The sequence below is a fragment of the Flavobacterium sp. genome (assembly GCF_044339515.1).
Taxonomy (GTDB): domain Bacteria; phylum Bacteroidota; class Bacteroidia; order Flavobacteriales; family Flavobacteriaceae; genus Flavobacterium.
In genome coordinates, this window is sequence record NZ_JBIIVK010000002.1 from 77,699 (window position 1) to 95,717 (window position 18,019).

9 protein-coding genes are annotated in these 18,019 nt (G+C 34.0%); all 9 read right to left on the bottom strand.

The genetic code is table 11. The features are described from left to right. Positions 1–2 precede the first annotated feature (2 nt). On the bottom strand, positions 3–1,004 hold the full coding sequence (locus ACIQ0M_RS01035) for an NAD-dependent 4,6-dehydratase LegB (protein WP_396148830.1): 1,002 nt from the start codon (positions 1,002–1,004) through the stop codon (positions 3–5). Between the two features lie 27 nt (positions 1,005–1,031). Next, positions 1,032–2,324: an ABC transporter ATP-binding protein gene (locus ACIQ0M_RS01040; RefSeq protein ID WP_396148832.1), complete on the bottom strand. Its 1,293-nt coding sequence runs from the start codon at positions 2,322–2,324 to the stop codon at positions 1,032–1,034. A gap of 18 nt (positions 2,325–2,342) precedes the next feature. Continuing rightward, a complete protein-coding gene (locus tag ACIQ0M_RS01045) occupies positions 2,343–3,209 on the bottom strand; it encodes an ABC transporter permease (RefSeq protein WP_396148834.1) in 867 nt (288 codons plus the stop codon). Between the two features lie 190 nt (positions 3,210–3,399). Beyond that, complete coding sequence (locus ACIQ0M_RS01050) at positions 3,400–5,868, bottom strand: MopE-related protein (protein ID WP_396148836.1); 2,469 nt, start codon at positions 5,866–5,868, stop codon at positions 3,400–3,402. Between the two features lie 230 nt (positions 5,869–6,098). Next, positions 6,099–8,438, bottom strand: coding sequence for a T9SS sorting signal type C domain-containing protein (locus tag ACIQ0M_RS01055; protein ID WP_396148838.1), 2,340 nt, complete (start codon positions 8,436–8,438; stop codon positions 6,099–6,101). 44 nt (positions 8,439–8,482) lie between these two features. Further along, positions 8,483–10,114: a GEVED domain-containing protein gene (locus ACIQ0M_RS01060; RefSeq protein WP_396148840.1), complete on the bottom strand. Its 1,632-nt coding sequence runs from the start codon at positions 10,112–10,114 to the stop codon at positions 8,483–8,485. 50 nt (positions 10,115–10,164) lie between these two features. Next, positions 10,165–12,894 carry a hypothetical protein gene (locus tag ACIQ0M_RS01065; RefSeq protein WP_396148842.1) on the bottom strand — a complete coding sequence of 910 codons (2,730 nt, stop codon included), beginning with the start codon at positions 12,892–12,894 and terminating at the stop codon, positions 10,165–10,167. A gap of 456 nt (positions 12,895–13,350) precedes the next feature. Then, the gene (locus ACIQ0M_RS01070) at positions 13,351–13,662 is read right to left on the bottom strand and encodes a DUF3467 domain-containing protein (RefSeq protein WP_129463940.1); all 312 of its coding nucleotides are present in this window, start codon (positions 13,660–13,662) and stop codon (positions 13,351–13,353) included. Positions 13,663–13,667: 5 nt separating this feature from the next. Beyond that, positions 13,668–17,975 carry a DNA-directed RNA polymerase subunit beta' gene (gene rpoC / locus ACIQ0M_RS01075; protein WP_396148893.1) on the bottom strand — a complete coding sequence of 1,436 codons (4,308 nt, stop codon included), beginning with the start codon at positions 17,973–17,975 and terminating at the stop codon, positions 13,668–13,670. Positions 17,976–18,019 lie beyond the last annotated feature (44 nt).

An 18,019-nucleotide genomic window follows, 5' to 3' on the forward strand; every position in this document is an offset into this window, starting at 1 on the left:
AACTATAAGTTGTAAATGTCTGATTTGTATTTACTCAAATTATCTTTGTTGCTAAACCATTCAATTGTTTTAAGAATAGCTTGAGTGAAATCAGTTTTTGATTCCCAATTGGTGAAATTTTTTAATTTAGTATTGTCTCCATAGAGTCTGAACACTTCACTTTTTTCGGGTCTGATACGATTTTGATCTGTAATTATTTTTGCTTTCGGATTTATATTTTGAATTAGGATATTCGCCACTTCCTGAATGCTGATTTCGGAATTGGTGGCGATATTAACTTCGTGACCAATTAATTCTTCACAATTTGCAATTGCTTCAAAGGCACGAACGGTATCTTCTACAAACAATAAATCTCGGGTTGGTGTTAAATCACCTAATTTAATATCTGTTTTACCACTCAAAAGTTGTGTAATAATAGTTGGAATAAAAGCTCTGGCAGATTGACGGGGTCCAAAAGTATTGAATGGTCTAACAATCGTGACCGGTAAATTAAAACTTCTGTAAAAAGAGTCTGTAATGGCATCTGCACCAATTTTAGAGGCAGAATAAGGTGATTGTGGTTGCTTAGGATGTTTCTCGTCTATTGGCACATATTGAGCAGTTCCATATACTTCGGAAGTAGATGTAACCAAAATACGTTTGACATTTAAATCTTTAGCTGCTTGAAGGATATTTAATGTTCCTTTGATGTTTGTATCAATGTATGAATCCGGTGAATGATAACTAAAAGGAATGGCAATAAGGGCTGCTAAGTGAAAAACAACACTACAATCTTTCATAGCTTCTCTGATACCATTTGGATCACGAATATCACCAGTGAAAATTTCAACTTTATCTAATAACTCCTTATCTAATGTATCTAACCAACCCCAAGAATTGAAAGAATTATAAAAACAAAAAGCTTTAACTTGGTAACCCTGATTAACAAGGTACTCAACTAAATGGGAACCAATAAAACCATCTGCTCCGGTAACTAGTATTTTTTTATTTTGTAAAAAACTCATTGTATTAACTTTTTTTGGGTATTCTAATTAAACAAGTTTTATAGATGCTTCTTGTATAAAACCTTTCGGTCTATTAAGGACACCGGAATTCCAATAATCACCTCGAATTACGATTAAAGTGTAAGCATCTTGCAAATAATCAATTGTTTGATGTGGCGTGTTAAATGATAATTTTTCACTAATCATATAATGTAGCGTATATCTACCCTCTCTGAACTGCAAACGCGGTAATTCAACTTCTATTGAACCAATATCTTTAACATCTAAAAACTTGATTCCTAATTCATCTGTTGCAATAGTTGTAACTAACTCATCATTCTCATTTTTAAATTGAAGTACAATTGTCAACTGTTTTGGATCTATTTCTTTTATCCTTTCATATTCAAAAATAATTTTATAATATTCACCACTGTGTGTTTCTCCCACAATCACACCATCCTTATTTTTTACAAAAATATTGTTAACTGTAAGTTTTTTGTTTCCTTTTCTGTCTATTCTTTCACTCAATTTAATTTCACTCTTTTTATAAGAGTTCTCTAAATAGTAATTAATAGCATCATCACTTGATCCGCTGAAAGTTATTCCTCCATGTTCTAAAACAATTCCTTTGGTACATAAACTTTTAACAGCTGCCATATTATGACTAACAAACAAAACGGTTCTACCGTCTGTTTTAGAAATATCTTGCATTTTTCCTATTGCTTTCTTTTGAAATTCGGCATCCCCCACAGCTAAAACCTCATCTACGACCAAAATCTCAGGTTCTAAATGAGCGGCTACTGCAAATGCTAATCGCACTGTCATTCCGCTACTGTATCTTTTTACGGGTGTATCAATGTATCTTTCACAGCCGGAAAATTCAATTATTTCATCTAACTTAGAGGCAATTTCTTTTTTTGTCATTCCTAAAATAGCTCCATTCAGAAATATATTCTCTCTACCGGTCATTTCTGGATGAAAACCGGTTCCAACCTCTAACAGACTTGCAATTCTTCCTTTTGTTTTAACACTTCCTGTGGTTGGAGAAGTTACTCTTGACAAAATTTTTAACAAAGTAGATTTTCCTGCACCATTCTTGCCAATGATTCCTAAAACCTCACCTCTTTTTACTTCAAAATTAATATCTTTTAATGCCCAAACATACTGATTGTTTGCTTTAGAACTTCTATCATTTACTTCGCCAACCTTTAAGTAAGGATCCTCTTTACCTCTAACGGTATGCCACCATCGATTTAAGTCATGACTTAATGTTCCGGTACCAATTTTCCCTAATCGGTATTGTTTAGAAAGATTTTCAACTTTTAACAGTATATCACTCATTTAAATCAATTATCAAAATTAAATTACATCAATAAAGCTCTTCTCTGTTCTGTTAAATACTAAAATTCCAAAAAGAAGAACAAGTAGGCCAAAAACCAAAGAGTACAAAAGATAAGATAAATCCATTGAACCTGAACCCAAAAAAGCATATTTAAAAAAATCTAAAATACCCGTTAATGGATTCAAATAAACCAAAATATGGTATTTTGGATTAATTTTTTCTAAAACCAATGTGGTTGGATATACAATTGGAGTTACATACATAAAAAGTGAGATTCCAAAAGTAACTACAAAATTCAAATCACGGTATTTAACAGTTAAAGAAGAAATCAACATACCAATTCCCATAGCCAAAATAGCTACCATAAATAATAGAACCGGTGTAAATAGTATCAATAACGTTGGTTTTATATTATACCCTTGGAAAATATAATAAATTAATACAATAATGAAAAAAATAAATTGAATACTGAATTTAACTAAATTTGAAACAATAACTTTTAATGGCATTATAATCCTGGGAAAATAGACTTTTCCAAAAATATTTTGATTGGCTGTAAAGGTCTCCGAAACAGCTTTTAAGCAATCTGAAAAATAAAACCACAAAATATTACCGGCAAGCACAAATAAAAAATAGGGTACTCCATCGGAGGGTATATCTGCAATTTTACTAAAAATTATGAATTGTATAACAGAAGTTAATAAAGGTTGAATGATAAACCAAATTGGCCCTAAAACTGTTTGCTTATAGAATGTTACAATATCCCTTTTTACAAACAACATCAAAAGATCTCTATAATGCCACAACTCTTTTAAATTGATTTCAAAAGCTGATTTTTTTGGAGAAATTTCAAATAACCAATCTTCGTTTTTTGTATTAGTCATCTTCAAAAAAAATTTTTTCAAATGTATTGTTTTTTTATGAGTTTATGTGTTGAAAATAGTCAGATTGTGGATAAATTATTACTCATAACTTTACTAATAAAAAAAATACTTATATAAAAGAAAAACCTCCGATTTCTCAGAGGTTTAATTCAAATTAATATTTAATTGTTTTATACTGTTCTTGAGCAGTCTATTGTTTGACTACTCTCACAGTTTTCTTCAAATCACCTTGTGTCACAATAACATTATAAACTCCTGATGGATAATGACCACCAAATAAGTACTTAGAAGTATCCGCTAAATTTAATTCATTTACTTCTAAAAGTCTTCCTGTTATGTCATATATAGTAACGTTAACTTTTTCGTTTTTTGCTGTTTGTAAATCAACTGAGAAACTGTTTACAAATGGATTTGGATAAGCAATCGCCTTGAATTCAATTGTAGCATTTTGATTCAATCCATTTACTTCTTGAATTGGTCTTTCTGATCCCGGGGTAATAATACTGCATGATTTACCATATGGTCCCCAAACACCGTTTAATTGAATTGCCACTCTTATTGTATATACTGTTGAAGGCAATAGTCCTGTAAAGTTATTTAAAGTAACTGTTCTCAAAGGTCTATCAAATGTTTGACTATAGGGTTGACCTATATTTTCCAATAAAAATCGGTATTGTTCTGCTCCTGGATAAGACTCTGCGAAAAGAATTTCTGTGTTTGAAGTTACTTGGTAATCGTCACACTGAGCATCTTGAATACCCGTTGTTGGGAATAATGGCGTATTTATATTACAAACCGAACCGTAAGACAGATATGTACCATCCGTATTTCTAACCGCTACTTCTACATTGTATGTTGTGTTATATTGAATATTTGATAACGAACTCATTCTGAAATCTCTGATTGGACGATCAATAGTTTGAACATCGATTGGATTCAACGTATTGGTTACTCTAAATCGGTATCCTGTTGCAAAAGGTACGATGTCTGCAAAGATTGAATTGTTGATGTTACTCAACGTTGTATTACACTGAGATGCCTGAATTTGTGTGGTAGTATCAGGTGTAGATACATTACATGGTGTTCCGTAGAACGGTTGCCATACGTTGTTGATTCTAACTGAAACTTCTACTGAATACTCAGTGTTAAATGCATAATTGGTTAATTGAGTGATGCGGAATGCTCTCAACAATTGATCGATGGTCTGAACTTGGTTGGTAGACAAATTCGTAACTCTAAATCTATATCCTTGTGCTCCCGCAACAATGTTGGCGAATACATAACTGTTTACTGCTGCCAAAGTGATTCCACATTGAGAAGGCTGAACTACTGTTACAATCGGTGTACATCCATTATCGATGATTCCATCACAATCGTTGTCTAAACCGTCGTAGCATACTTCTATAGCTCCAGGGTAAACCAAATTATTGGTGTCATCGCAGTCGGAACTATTCAAAACAAATCCTTCCGGAGCTCCCGTACAAGAATCTTGTGTTACTCCAATATCTCCAAACCCGTCACCGTCAGTATCCGCATAATACGTAATATTTTCATTTACAGTAATTAATGCTGTTCCGGAATTTCCTATTCCAACACATCCATTAGCACCGGTAACTGATACAATAGAAAATGTTGAAGTTGAAGTTGGAGAAACATTGATATCTGAACCACTTACATAATTATTAACTGTAAAATTTGTCGTACCATCTGAATAAACCAATGTATAAGGTGAAAGTCCTCCGGTAATACTAACTTGTAAAGCAGAACTTTCGCCAGAACAAATTGTTGCATTTCCTGAAAGTACTGCATTAGATGATTGTGATACACTAAAAGAATAATTGGATCCAAAATTATCATCATATCGCAACGTTGCTAGTGAACGACTTTGCTCTGAATCAGCATTTAATTGTGATAAACTTCTTGTACTTGTAAATATATAATAATAAACCGTAGTATTGCAATTCTGAACCGGAAGCGAAGCATTCCAAGTAGTACCCGAACCAACAGCTTGTACTAAAGAAGTTCCGGAACTAAAATCATTTATTCCTACACGATAACGAACATAAATATTTTCTCCAGCGGATGGAGTGTTGTTTGTGGAAATTGAAACTACAGGTTGACCATTAGAAAAAGTTTGACCCGAATTAGTAACGGTTACAGGTTCTGAAGAAGTATATCCAATGTAGACCTCTGAATTATTATAGCCTGCGTCACGCATAACAAAAGTATAGTAACCTACAGTACCCATATTTAAACCCATATCTTCTCCACCACCTTGTCTGGTAATATTATTAATAGCATTTAAACCAGCCTGACCTACTCCGGAAAAATTCCACTTATTTTGAAAACGATTAAAAGAAGGTCCTGAAATTAATAACCAACCTGCTCCACCACCACCAGGCATATTGTCTGGTGCAATATTACCTCCGGAACTTTGCACCCTAATTGTAGTAGCCCATTGACCACGACCATCCAAAGGATTACTTGTTGTAGTTGAAACTTTACGATAGCTTGTGGTACGATAATCTGAATTGTAGGGTGTTGTACTATATCCGTTTGGTCTACCCACCCATTGTATCGGCTCGCCGGAAAAAATATTTTGTGCCTGAATTAAATAGGGGAGCAGGAACAATCCTCCCAATAATAAAATTTTTTTCATAATAAAAAAGTTTAAATGATACGTTCAATTTATTCAAAATACAATCAATAATAAACCATCAATACAAGTAAAAGTTTAAATAATTGAGGCACAATCAAAGTTATAATTTATTATTTACATTTAAACATATTTCTTTTTCGAAAACGTTTTCGTGTTGATAAAATAATTAATATATATCAAAAAACTCCTCAAAAATTTGAGGAGTTCATAAAATATTAGTATTTAAAGATTTAAAACACTAGCTTTTTGGAGATGGAATTATTATTCTCATCTTTAATTTGAATAATAACTACTCGATTGGATTTTGACAATCCATTTATTACAAATTCTGAGGAGTTCACTTGATTGTGCTCTATTATTTTTCTTCCTTGTACATCAAAGATGATTATTGAATTCATTACAATTTTACCAGAGTTTATACTAATTGAATTATCATTAGTCAATACAGAAACAGCATTTGGATTTAATGTTGTCTCTAAACCTAACCCCTGGTTTGAAAATCTCAAAATAAAACGCGAATTATGCACACCACTTTCAGCAGTAAAAGTATAGATTCCTTCTTTTAAATTATGAATGGTATTTGTGAAAGTATCTTCCAAATAAATATTTTGATTATCAACAAAAATTCCATCAAAATTGGCTAAACTAATGGTATACTCACCGGATACAGTAATCTTAAATCCCAGAGGTATAATATCATCAGTGTTAAACGGTAAAGCTTTGGCTTGAATAATAAATTCTTCATTATTGATTGTCGAAGTTAGAGCAACATTTGAATCATTAATGAATTTACCATCCAATCCCAAATCAACTCCATTCGTTGCTCCTTCAGTATATCCAACTAACATTTGACTAAACACTCCTGATACATTGGTTAGATTCAACCAAATTCTATGTTTTTCAGTTCCTAGAACAGCAGAAGAAGATCTAAAAAACTGGTTATCAAATTCTTCAAACTGTCTTAATGAATTATTAAAGACAACTTCTGCTGCAGATGGTAAAGCTTTTACTACGAATCCTTGACCAACTTGAATAAAACCGTTTGGAGCTTCACTGGTAGCTGAACCTTGACTAACGCTTGGTTCAGTTCCACCGAATCTTGTGTAAGACGCATAAAAACTGCCTGTGTCACCTTCTCCAGAAGTATTATTTCTTCTTCTCCAGAAATAAATTGTTCCGTCAATGTTACTAACGTTATTTTCGATGAAACTCTCAGCACTAATAACGGATGGATAAGGATTACCTATTAAATTATAGCCTTCGCCTGTGTTAGAGAGTGAAACACTGATTTCACCATTATTTGGAGTTCCGATAAAAATTCCTTCCCATGAAGCGGGTACGCTATTTTCGTCTACATAAGGCACATGATTATTATCAACACGTATTAAATAGCCTTTGCCCGGCTCAAAATAAACAGCGTTAGGATTGGCAATAGAATCAAAAATATCGTTTGTGGTATTATACGAATAAAATCGGTTATTCATTGTTCCCGGAGAAAACTGTTTTAAAGTTTGAGGACTATTGGTTAATTCATCAGACAATGGTGAAGACCACATGGTATAATCCAATCTGAAAATTTCAGAACTGTTTCGTTTTACAGTAATTTTACCAAAGTTTTCAGGAGCTTCCTCTTCTATTTGAACTAAGCTGGCGTTGTTTTCAACTACAATTCCTTCGGAACCGGCATTATTAATAATTTCATTTAACACAATTAAACTAGTCCCTGAAGCAAGTGTAAACTGAAAACCTTCATTAACAGTCAAACTTTTACATTCATAGAAAGGAAAATCGATTCCTTCCTGTCCACCAGTATTATAATCATAATTTATAATCACGTCATAATCAATTGAGGGTTCAATATTAGGCATCCATCCATTCTCCGTCCAAACAATAAATGATGAAGCTTCAGTTAGTGTGGTAACTTCTACAACATTAGAATTAGGGCTAGTTTCAAAACCTGTCCCGCCATTTCCTTCTGCTCTTACTCTAAAATAGTAGTTTGTGTTCGGAGACAATTCATCAACAAAAACAGCTGTTCCAATTACAAATTTATTCTCAAATCCAGGTAAAAAATTTGAAAAATCACTCGTTTCACTAACGTCAATACGGTAGCCTATCGCACCTTGAGATGGAAACCAAACAGCTGTAAAAAAAGTATCAGAAATGTTAATTCCTTGATTAGAAACAGGGGCTAAAATAGATGTAGTTTCAAACTCAATAGCGGGTGACCAAGGGCTAAAAACAGGAGTTTCTGAACACTGAAATCGGACATAAAGAAAATAAGATGTACTAATTTGTAATTGGGATATTTCGGTGGTTAAAATGCCATCAAGTGTGGAACCACTTTGAACTAATCCGGTGTTCCCACTTCCCGGTAATCCCGATGTTCTTATTTCAAATCGGTAGGCAACACCCGGTGCAGAAGCTGATTCGTTCCAGCTGATCGTAGCCGAAGTTGAAGATTCGTTTGAAACTGCAATTCCAGTGGGAAAATCACACTGTGCTAAAGTTGTTTGAGAAAATAACAAACTCAAAAAAAAGCAGGTAAATATTAATTTTAAAGATTTCATAGTATTCATTTTGGATTATAGATTTGTAGGTTTTTGTTGTTTTTTTAATAAATAATATTTTTTGAGAATTGTTTTCCTGTATTTGTTGTCACGCAAACAATCCACATTTGTTGACTTGGTTTGAAGTTTACTACCGAAACCTCAGAAACACTTTGATAATTAGATTCAAATACAATTCTTCCACTCAAATCAAAAATTGTAATTTTTTCAATATTATCTTCTTTTATTTTTACTTGTACACCATTATGATTTGTAGCAATCTGCAAAGGATTTTGGTTAGAATTAAAATCTTCCGAACTAAGGTTTTCAATAACCATAATCGAATAATCTTCTGCTTCTCCATTTTCAATAGGACCACAAGCTGTTGGATAACTATTCTCTGAAGATTGACTGGTTCTAATTCTCATAATAGTTGATCCCAATTCTGCATCAGCAGGCACATTAATTGTTGCAGTAATGCCGGAATTAACATCTACACCACTAGAAACAATTCCCAAGTCAAATTCCTCACTCTCTTCGAAAATTGCATTTTTATTCCAATCTATCCAAGCTTTGGTATAATTCGTTCCTCCATTTGTATTCACTCGTACTGATAATGAATAACTTTGTTCACGTTCTAACTCAGTTTGAAAATTTGTAAAACTCGAATAAGCTTCTATTGAGGCAGAAGAATTATCAATCTCATTTAAGGTAACATTTGTAATCCCTACTGGATTTTCATTTACCACTAAAGCAGTACAATAACATCCTTCACCCCCGACTAATAAAGCTTGGTCGTTTATGGTTAACTGTGATTCAATACAAGTGGTTGTTCTTCTATAGTAAGTTGCTATTGATTGAGAAGTTGAATAAGTAGAACTGTTAGCTCCTTGAATATCTGTCCAAGGGCCATTATCATTTGGAGAAAATTGCCATTGATAGAACAACCCTGATTCTATAGAACCATTTTGAATTGATAAAGTGAATTGGTTCCCATCACAGTAAGGACCAGCTGTAGCAACAGTAATTCCGGGAGAAGGCAAACCAGTACATGGCTGAGTCATTGTAAACTGCATATTTGGTCTTCTCCGTCTGTTAACCGTACCCATAGGTGTAGAACCGGTTAAACTACATCCATTCACATTTTCCTCATTGGTGTATAAACCAGTGGTTCTGAAATCATTTTCATTAAATTCTGTACTTTGAACTTGAAAACTAGTACCAAAATCCTCATTACTTCTACATATTTCAACAATAATATTGCTAAACCCATTCCATTCAAAAGGAGTTTGTAAAGTAAAAGTATACCATCCTAACGCACTGATATTTTCTGAACTGGATTCATAATAAACCGGAAGATTTTCTACTAAAGTTGAAGGAAGAACAAATTGGTCTGTCATTCCCATTTTAATCTTAATATTTTGAGGTTTCAAGGTTAGAGGTAACGCCAATTCGGTAATGTTAATGGAAATTGAAATAATATTTCCTGAAATGGCATCTAAGTCAACTAATTCTTGACCATAATAAAGATATTGGCTTCTACTGTTTCTGTTAATGGTTGAAAAGGGTGAAACACCCAATGTACCATAGGTTGCAGTTCCGTTTCCAACCGTATAGGTATCTTGTGCTGAAGCAGCTTCTAAGCCCAACCAAAAGAAACAAATTAATACAAGTAAGCAGGTTGTAATTTTAGACATATTTATTTTTTTAAGCAATTTTAATTTATAACTAGGATACCTTTTCTAAACTAGAAAATCAATTTACGAGTTGACTTCACACCGTTTTCAAAAGTGACTTCTACAAGTAAAAGTTGATTATTTTTTTGTAGATTTCCAATCGTTAATTCTTTGGAGTTAACATTTTTATTGATTGATAAAACTCTTCCGCTTGCGTCATAAACGTTTATCGACTCTAAATTTTGGTTTACCGTTTTAATAAAGATAATTTCATTTTCGGAATAGCATATTAAATCTTTTGAAGTTGAATCAACTGGGTCAATACTCAACGTTTCATTTGTAAATCTCAAAACAAAACGATCATTAAACACTCCCGATTCAGAAATAAATGAATATACACCATCTTTGATATTGTGTATTGTACCTGTCTGAGTATCTACAATAAAAACATTTTGATTTTGAAAAAGACCATCATATTTGTATAAATTCAACTGAAATGAACCTGCGATTGTTGCCGAAAAGCCTAACGGCATAAAGTCATTCTCATCAAAAGGTAATCCTCTTCCTTGAATAATTAATTTTTTATCCTCAACAACACTGTAAATTGCAACAGGAGAATTTCCTAAAAATTTACCATCAAATCCCCAATCCAAACCATTAGTGGCTCCTTCAACATAGCCGATTAAAGTTTGTTTAAAAGCCCCATTTTCATGTTTAACTTCTAACCAAATTCTATGCTTTTCATTGTCAGAATTCAAACTCGAATCATTTGTATCAGACGTTCTAAAAAATTGTTTATTTTCTCCAATTGTACGCATTGAATTTGAAAACTTTACTGTTCCTTCTCCTACATCTTCTCCGCCGGCTACCATAAAACTTTGACCGGCTCCAATATATCTTCCTGGTTCTTGTTGGTTAACTCCATAACTTGGGTCATTTGGATCAGTTACTGTACCAGCCGCATCACCTAATCCAACACTACCGGTTAAATTGTAGGTAGCATAATCATTAGAATTATAATTTAATGCGTTTGACCCGGGATAAACACCACTTGGTGAAGAATTGTGAGTCCAATAGTGAATTGTTCCATCAATTTTACTTGCATTTTGCAATAAAAAGGCATGCGAATCAATCGCACTTGGGTACGGATTCCCAAGTAAATTCCAATAATTAGGGCCTAATGCATCTGAGTTTTTACCTTGTGTTGCCACAACAATTTCTCCATTGTTTGGGACTCCCACAAAAAGACCGTTAAAAACTTGACCTGTTCCTGTGGAAGGAAATCCATTTGGTGTTCTAATTATATATCCTTTACCGGCAATCATCGGAATATTGTGAACTCCATTCTGCCAATTTTGAACTGCAGCAGAATGATTCCAATGATATATTCTATTGGTCGGTGTACCGGGTGAAAAACTTATAGGTGTTTGATTGCTCACCGGTGAAGACCAATACGTGTAATCTAATAACCGTAGAGGCTGAGAATTTCTTTTATATTTTATTACTCCTTCATTTATAGCCAAATCATCTTCTTGTACTAAACTTGAATTGTTCTCAAATATAACCTCAACACCTTGAGCTACTTTAATTCTGTTTTTAAGTTGAACAGTATGCTCATTTCTAACAATGAAGGTACCGGATTCGATAAAGAGCGAACATGCTTCTACTAAATCACCATTAACAGCAGTATCAAAATTGCCGGTAATCTTAACAGGTTGATCATCTGAAGGTTCTACCCCAAAACTCCAAAATGAACCATCCCAAGTATTAATTCCAGCAACAAAATAAGGTAACGAATCAATGTAAGTTAAATCAGAACAGCAACAGGCTGTTGCTCTTTTGTAATACATATTCACTTCTTGTCTTTCTACGGTTAGTTTTGCAGAATTTGCTCCACTTATATTTATAAAATTTATTCCATCGGTAGAAGACTGCCATTGATAAAGTAAACCGGAAGATTTTTCTCCCTCTACAATTTGAATTTCAACATCTTCCCCAACACAAATACTACTTTCATCTTTATAAGTAGCAATGCCACCTACAGGATTACCATTGCATTTGAAAGTAAAACGAATATTTGGTCTGACTCTTCGATTTGAAGAAGGTGAAAGAGCAGATGTATTGGAAGGATTTCCGCTGGCAATCATTGAACAACCATTCGCACTAGATGAACTATTACTCGTTGTATATAAAGCCCATGTTCTATTATCTCCTGAAGAAAAATTTGTAGCTTCAACTTTTACATTAGAGGGTAATGGAGAGCCTACAGTTGTATTTGTTTTACAAATTTCAACAACTAAATTGGAAATTCCATCCCAATCAAAAAAAGTGTCAAATTCAATTTCAAACCAGCCTATTTGGGTAATATTTAAACTGGAAATAGTTTTAACTAGAACACTACCCGGTAAAGTATTCATATTATTGGGTAATGTTGTACTACTAACTTGAGCAATGGTTATGTTGTAATCTGTAATCTCAAAATCTGCCGTTAACTCACTTATATTAAATGCAAGCGAAGAAATTTGCCCTCCTTCAGTGTCTGCACCTTCATTATATAATTCATTTGCTAAGTATAAATAGCGGCTTCTCACAGATTTTCTATTGTGAGTAAAAGGGGTTATTCCTTGAGTATTTGTTGTAACAGATGACGGTGAACCAGAATTGGAACTTGCATCAAGAATATATTGACCATTTTGTCCATTGCTTTCCTCTATTGAAAAAAACAACAATAAATGAAGAATAGCTACTTTAAAAATAAAGTTTAAATTTTGATATAACTTGAACGTATTAATCATTTTCATATTTTGAGGCATATATTAAAATTTTTATCCCAATTAAAAACATAACAATTTCTTTTAGCTAACTTTTGCTTAGCTGATCAACTAAAAAACAAGTAAACTTTCGTGGTATTGTTTATTTTAGTTTACACTTTTTATTATTGAATGAAAACAGATAATTCTAATTATTTGTCAAAATTACACTACTATCAATCAGTAATAAATAATTAACGATGATAAGTTAAAATAATCGATGAAATACACTCTTGTAGAATAAAATCGATGTAATTAGCTTTTAAAAGACTTTGTGAGTAAAAATTTGCATTTTAAAGAAAAAAGAACTAGATGACATTCACTACTCGTCAATTACACAGTAATGGTATGTCTCGTGAAAATCAACTGAATTAATTTTTAACAAATCTAACAAGCATAAAAAAACCCCCGATTTCTCGAAGGTTTTTTTATAAATAGAATAACTAATTATGCTTGTCCTGTTGGGCCAAAACTTAAAGGAACTTGCGGTTGTTCGGAATCTTTAATTTCACCATGAGCTAATTCAAAACGATGAATATTTTCTCCTATGGCTTTCAACAAACGTTTAGCGTGTTGTGGCGTTAAAATGATTCTTGACTTCACTTTTGCTTTGGGAACTCCCGGCATCAATGTTACAAAATCCAATACAAATTCAGACGCTGAGTGATTGATAATTGCTAAGTTAGAATATATTCCTTCCGCAACTTTTTCATCTAATTCAATGTTAATTTGTCCGGGTTGTTGATTGTTATCGCTCATTTTCCTTAATAATTATATTCTTCTTTGGCGGCCATTAACTCGTTATAGTCTTCTTTAGAACCTACAATATTATTGTCATATTCTCTCATTCCGGTACCGGCTGGGATTCTGTGTCCAACAATAACGTTTTCTTTTAAGCCTTCTAACGTATCTACTTTTCCAGCAACAGCTGCCTCGTTTAACACTTTCGTTGTCTCTTGGAACGATGCCGCAGAAATAAACGATTTGGTTTGAAGCGAAGCTCTTGTAATACCTTGAAGAACAGGCGTTGCAGTAGCCGTAATAACATCACGTGCAACTACAAGGTTTTTATCCTCACGTTTTAACAATGAATTTTCATCACGCAACTGTCTTGGTGTAATCATCTGTCCTGCTTTCAAGTTCTGAGAATCACCGGCATCTTCTACCACTTTCATTCCGAACAACTTATCGTTTTCGATAATAAAATCTTTAGTGTGTACTAATTGCTCTTCTAAGAACAACGTATCTCCCGGATCTTCTACTCTAACTTTACGCATCATCTGACGGATAACCACCTCAAAGTGTTTATCATTAATTTTTACCCCTTGTAGACGGTAAACCTCTTGAATTTCATTCACCAAATACTGTTGAACAGCAGATGGTCCTTGAATCCTTAAAATATCTTCCGGCGTAATTGCACCATCTGACAAAGACATACCCGCTTTTACGAAGTCATTCTCTTGTACCAAAATTTGGTTAGATAATTTAACTAAGTATTTTTTAACCTCACCAAACTTAGATTCGATGATAATTTCACGGTTACCTCTTTTAATTTTACCGAATGTTACCACTCCATCAATCTCAGAAACTACAGCCGGATTCGAAGGATTACGTGCTTCAAGAAGCTCAGTAATTCTTGGAAGACCTCCTGTGATGTCGCCCGCTTTTGATGAACGTCTTGGTATTTTTACTAAAATTTTACCTGCCTTAATTTTCTCACCATCATCAACCATCAAGTGGGCACCAACCGGTAAGTTATAAGAACGAATTAATTCACCGTCTTTACCATAAATTAATAAAGTTGGAATTAATTTTTTATTTCTACCTTCCGAAATTACTTTTTCTTGGAAACCGGTTTGCTCATCGATTTCAACTTGGAACGATTGACCTTGTTCTAAATCTTCGTAAGCGATTTTTCCGGTAAATTCAGAAATAATAACTCCGTTGTATGGATCCCATTTACAGATTGTTGTTCCTTTATCTACAGTTTGACCATCTTTTACAAAAATGGTAGAACCATAAGGAATATTATGTGTGTTTAAAACGATTCCTGTATTTTCGTCAACTAATTTTAATTCTGTTGAACGAGAGATTACGATGTCAATTGCATTGCCTTCGGCATCTTCACCTTTAACCGTTTTTAAATCGTCTATTTCTAATCTACCTTTGAAACGGGTAACAATGCTTGATTCTTCCGACATACCGCCTGCAACCCCTCCAACGTGGAATGTTCTAAGAGTTAACTGAGTTCCCGGTTCACCAATTGATTGAGCTGCAATTACACCAACCGCTTCACCTTTTTGGGTCATTCGGCCTGTGGCTAAGTTTCTTCCGTAACATTTTGCACAGATACCTTTGGCTGCTTCACAAGTTAATGGAGATCGTACTTCTACTTTTTCTAATGGAGATGCTTCGATAGCTTTCACGATAGATTCAGTAATTTCTTGACCACCTTCAACCAACACTTCCAAATTCAATGGATTGATTACATCTTGAAGAGCTACACGACCTAAAATTCTTTCTCCTAAGGTTTCAACAATTTCTTCATTCTTTTTCAAAGCAGAAACTTCGATTCCTCTTAACGTACCACAATCTTCTGTGTTTACGATAACATCTTGAGAAACATCATGTAATCTTCTTGTTAAGTATCCGGCATCGGCCGTTTTCAAAGCCGTATCGGCAAGACCTTTACGAGCACCGTGGGTAGAAATAAAGTATTCTAAAATGGATAGACCTTCTTTAAAGTTAGAAAGAATTGGGTTTTCAATAATTTCACCACCACCAGCAGTTGATTTTTTTGGCTTAGCCATCAAACCACGCATACCGGTTAACTGACGAATTTGCTCTTTAGAACCCCTAGCCCCAGAGTCAAGCATCATATATACCGAGTTGAAACCTTGTTGGTCTTCACGGATATTTTTCATCGCTAACTCAGTTAACAAGGCATTTTTAGAAGTCCAAACGTCAATAACTTGGTTATATCTTTCGTTATTGGTAATCAATCCCATGTTATAGTTCATGGTGATTGCATCTACTTCTTCTCTTGCATCGGCAATCAACTCTTGCTTTTGGTGGGGAATAATGATATCACCTAAACTGAATGATAAACCACCACGGAATGCAAATTTGTATCCCATGTCTTTCATGCTATCCAAGAAAGCTGCGGTTGTGGGAACATTCGTTACCGATAAAATTCTACCAATAATATCTCTTAATGATTTTTTGGTTAAAACTTCATTGATATATCCTGCTGCTTCCGGTACTACTTCATTAAATAATACTCTACCGGCAGTTGTTTGAATTAATTGATAAACTAATTCACCATTTTCATTGAAGTCTTTCGCTCTAATTTTTACGCGAGCATTCAACTCTAATCTTCCTTCGTTTAAAGCAATGTTTACTTCTTCGGCCGAATAGAAAGTTAAACCTTCACCTAAAATTTTGTGTTCCGGAGTTGACAAACGCTCTTTGGTCATATAATATAGACCCAAGACCATATCCTGAGAAGGAACGGTAATTGGAGCTCCATTTGCAGGATTCAAGATGTTATGTGAAGCCAACATTAATAATTGGGCTTCCAAAATAGCTTCCGGTCCAAGAGGCAAGTGAACTGCCATCTGGTCACCATCAAAATCCGCGTTAAAAGCCGTACACACTAATGGGTGTAACTGAATCGCTTTTCCTTCGATTAATTTTGGTTGGAATGCTTGAATACCTAAACGGTGCAACGTAGGAGCACGGTTTAGTAATACCGGATGTCCTTTGATTACATTTTCAAGGATATCCCATACCACAGGCTCTTTTTTGTCAATAATTTTCTTAGCTGATTTTACTGTTTTAACAATTCCTCTTTCGATTAATTTTCGAATAACGAATGGTTTATACAATTCAGCAGCCATATCTTTTGGCAAACCACATTCGAACAATTTCAATTCCGGTCCAACGACAATTACTGAACGAGCAGAATAATCCACACGTTTTCCTAATAAGTTTTGACGGAAACGACCTTGTTTACCTTTCAAAGAATCTGAAAGCGATTTTAATGGTCTGTTTGATTCTGTTTTAACCGCAGAAGCTTTTCGCGTATTATCGAATAATGAATCCACCGCTTCTTGCAACATACGTTTTTCGTTACGCAAGATTACTTCTGGAGCTTTGATCTCCATTAATCTTTTTAAACGGTTGTTACGGATGATAACCCGACGGTATAAATCATTCAAATCCGATGTTGCAAAACGACCTCCATCTAGTGGTACCAACGGACGCAATTCTGGCGGAATAACCGGAATTACTTTTAAAATCATCCATTCCGGACGATTTTCTCTGTTTTCGTTTGCCTCACGGAACGATTCAACAACTTGAAGACGTTTTAATGCTTCTGTTTTTCTTTGTTTAGATGTTTCATTGTTAGCCGCGTGACGTAAATCATAAGACAATTCGTCTAAGTTTGTACGAGCCAATAAATCCATGATACACTCCGCACCCATTTTGGCGATGAATTTATTTGGATCATTATCATCTAAATATTGGTTTTCCATCGGAAGGGTATCTAAAATATTTAAATACTCTTCTTCTGTTAAAAAGTCTAATCTTTCTAATGGCTCACCATCAACATTTTTAGCAATACCGGCTTGAATTACTACGTATCTTTCGTAGTAAATAATCATATCTAATTTCTTAGAAGGTAAACCTAGAATGTATCCAATTTTGTTTGGAAGCGAACGGAAATACCAAATGTGAGCAATCGGCACCACCAAATTGATGTGTCCGACTCTATCACGACGTACTTTCTTTTCAGTAACTTCAACACCACAACGGTCACATACTATACCTTTGTAGCGAATTCTTTTATATTTTCCACAAGCACATTCATAATCTTTTACAGGACCAAAGATTCTTTCGCAGAAAAGACCATCACGTTCTGGTTTGTGGGTTCTATAATTGATTGTTTCAGGTTTAAGAACTTCTCCTCTTGATTCTGCCAAAATAGATTCTGGTGAAGCCAATCCGATGGTGATTTTGTTAAACCTTTTAACGGTATTTTTATCTTTATTATTTCTATTATTCATCATAGTCAATAAAATTTGTTGTTTTTGTTTCAAGTTTTAAGTTTCAG

Coding starts and splice junctions, on each gene's coding strand:
- ACIQ0M_RS01070 (WP_129463940.1), bottom strand. CDS start 13,662: ATGAGCGATAACAATCAACAACCCGGACAAATTAACATTGAATTAGAT.
- ACIQ0M_RS01060 (WP_396148840.1), bottom strand. CDS start 10,114: ATGTCTAAAATTACAACCTGCTTACTTGTATTAATTTGTTTCTTTTGG.
- ACIQ0M_RS01055 (WP_396148838.1), bottom strand. CDS start 8,438: ATGAAATCTTTAAAATTAATATTTACCTGCTTTTTTTTGAGTTTGTTA.
- rpoC (WP_396148893.1), bottom strand. CDS start 17,975: ATGATGAATAATAGAAATAATAAAGATAAAAATACCGTTAAAAGGTTT.
- ACIQ0M_RS01050 (WP_396148836.1), bottom strand. CDS start 5,868: ATGAAAAAAATTTTATTATTGGGAGGATTGTTCCTGCTCCCCTATTTA.
- ACIQ0M_RS01035 (WP_396148830.1), bottom strand. CDS start 1,004: ATGAGTTTTTTACAAAATAAAAAAATACTAGTTACCGGAGCAGATGGT.
- ACIQ0M_RS01045 (WP_396148834.1), bottom strand. CDS start 3,209: ATGACTAATACAAAAAACGAAGATTGGTTATTTGAAATTTCTCCAAAA.
- ACIQ0M_RS01065 (WP_396148842.1), bottom strand. CDS start 12,894: ATGAAAATGATTAATACGTTCAAGTTATATCAAAATTTAAACTTTATT.
- ACIQ0M_RS01040 (WP_396148832.1), bottom strand. CDS start 2,324: ATGAGTGATATACTGTTAAAAGTTGAAAATCTTTCTAAACAATACCGA.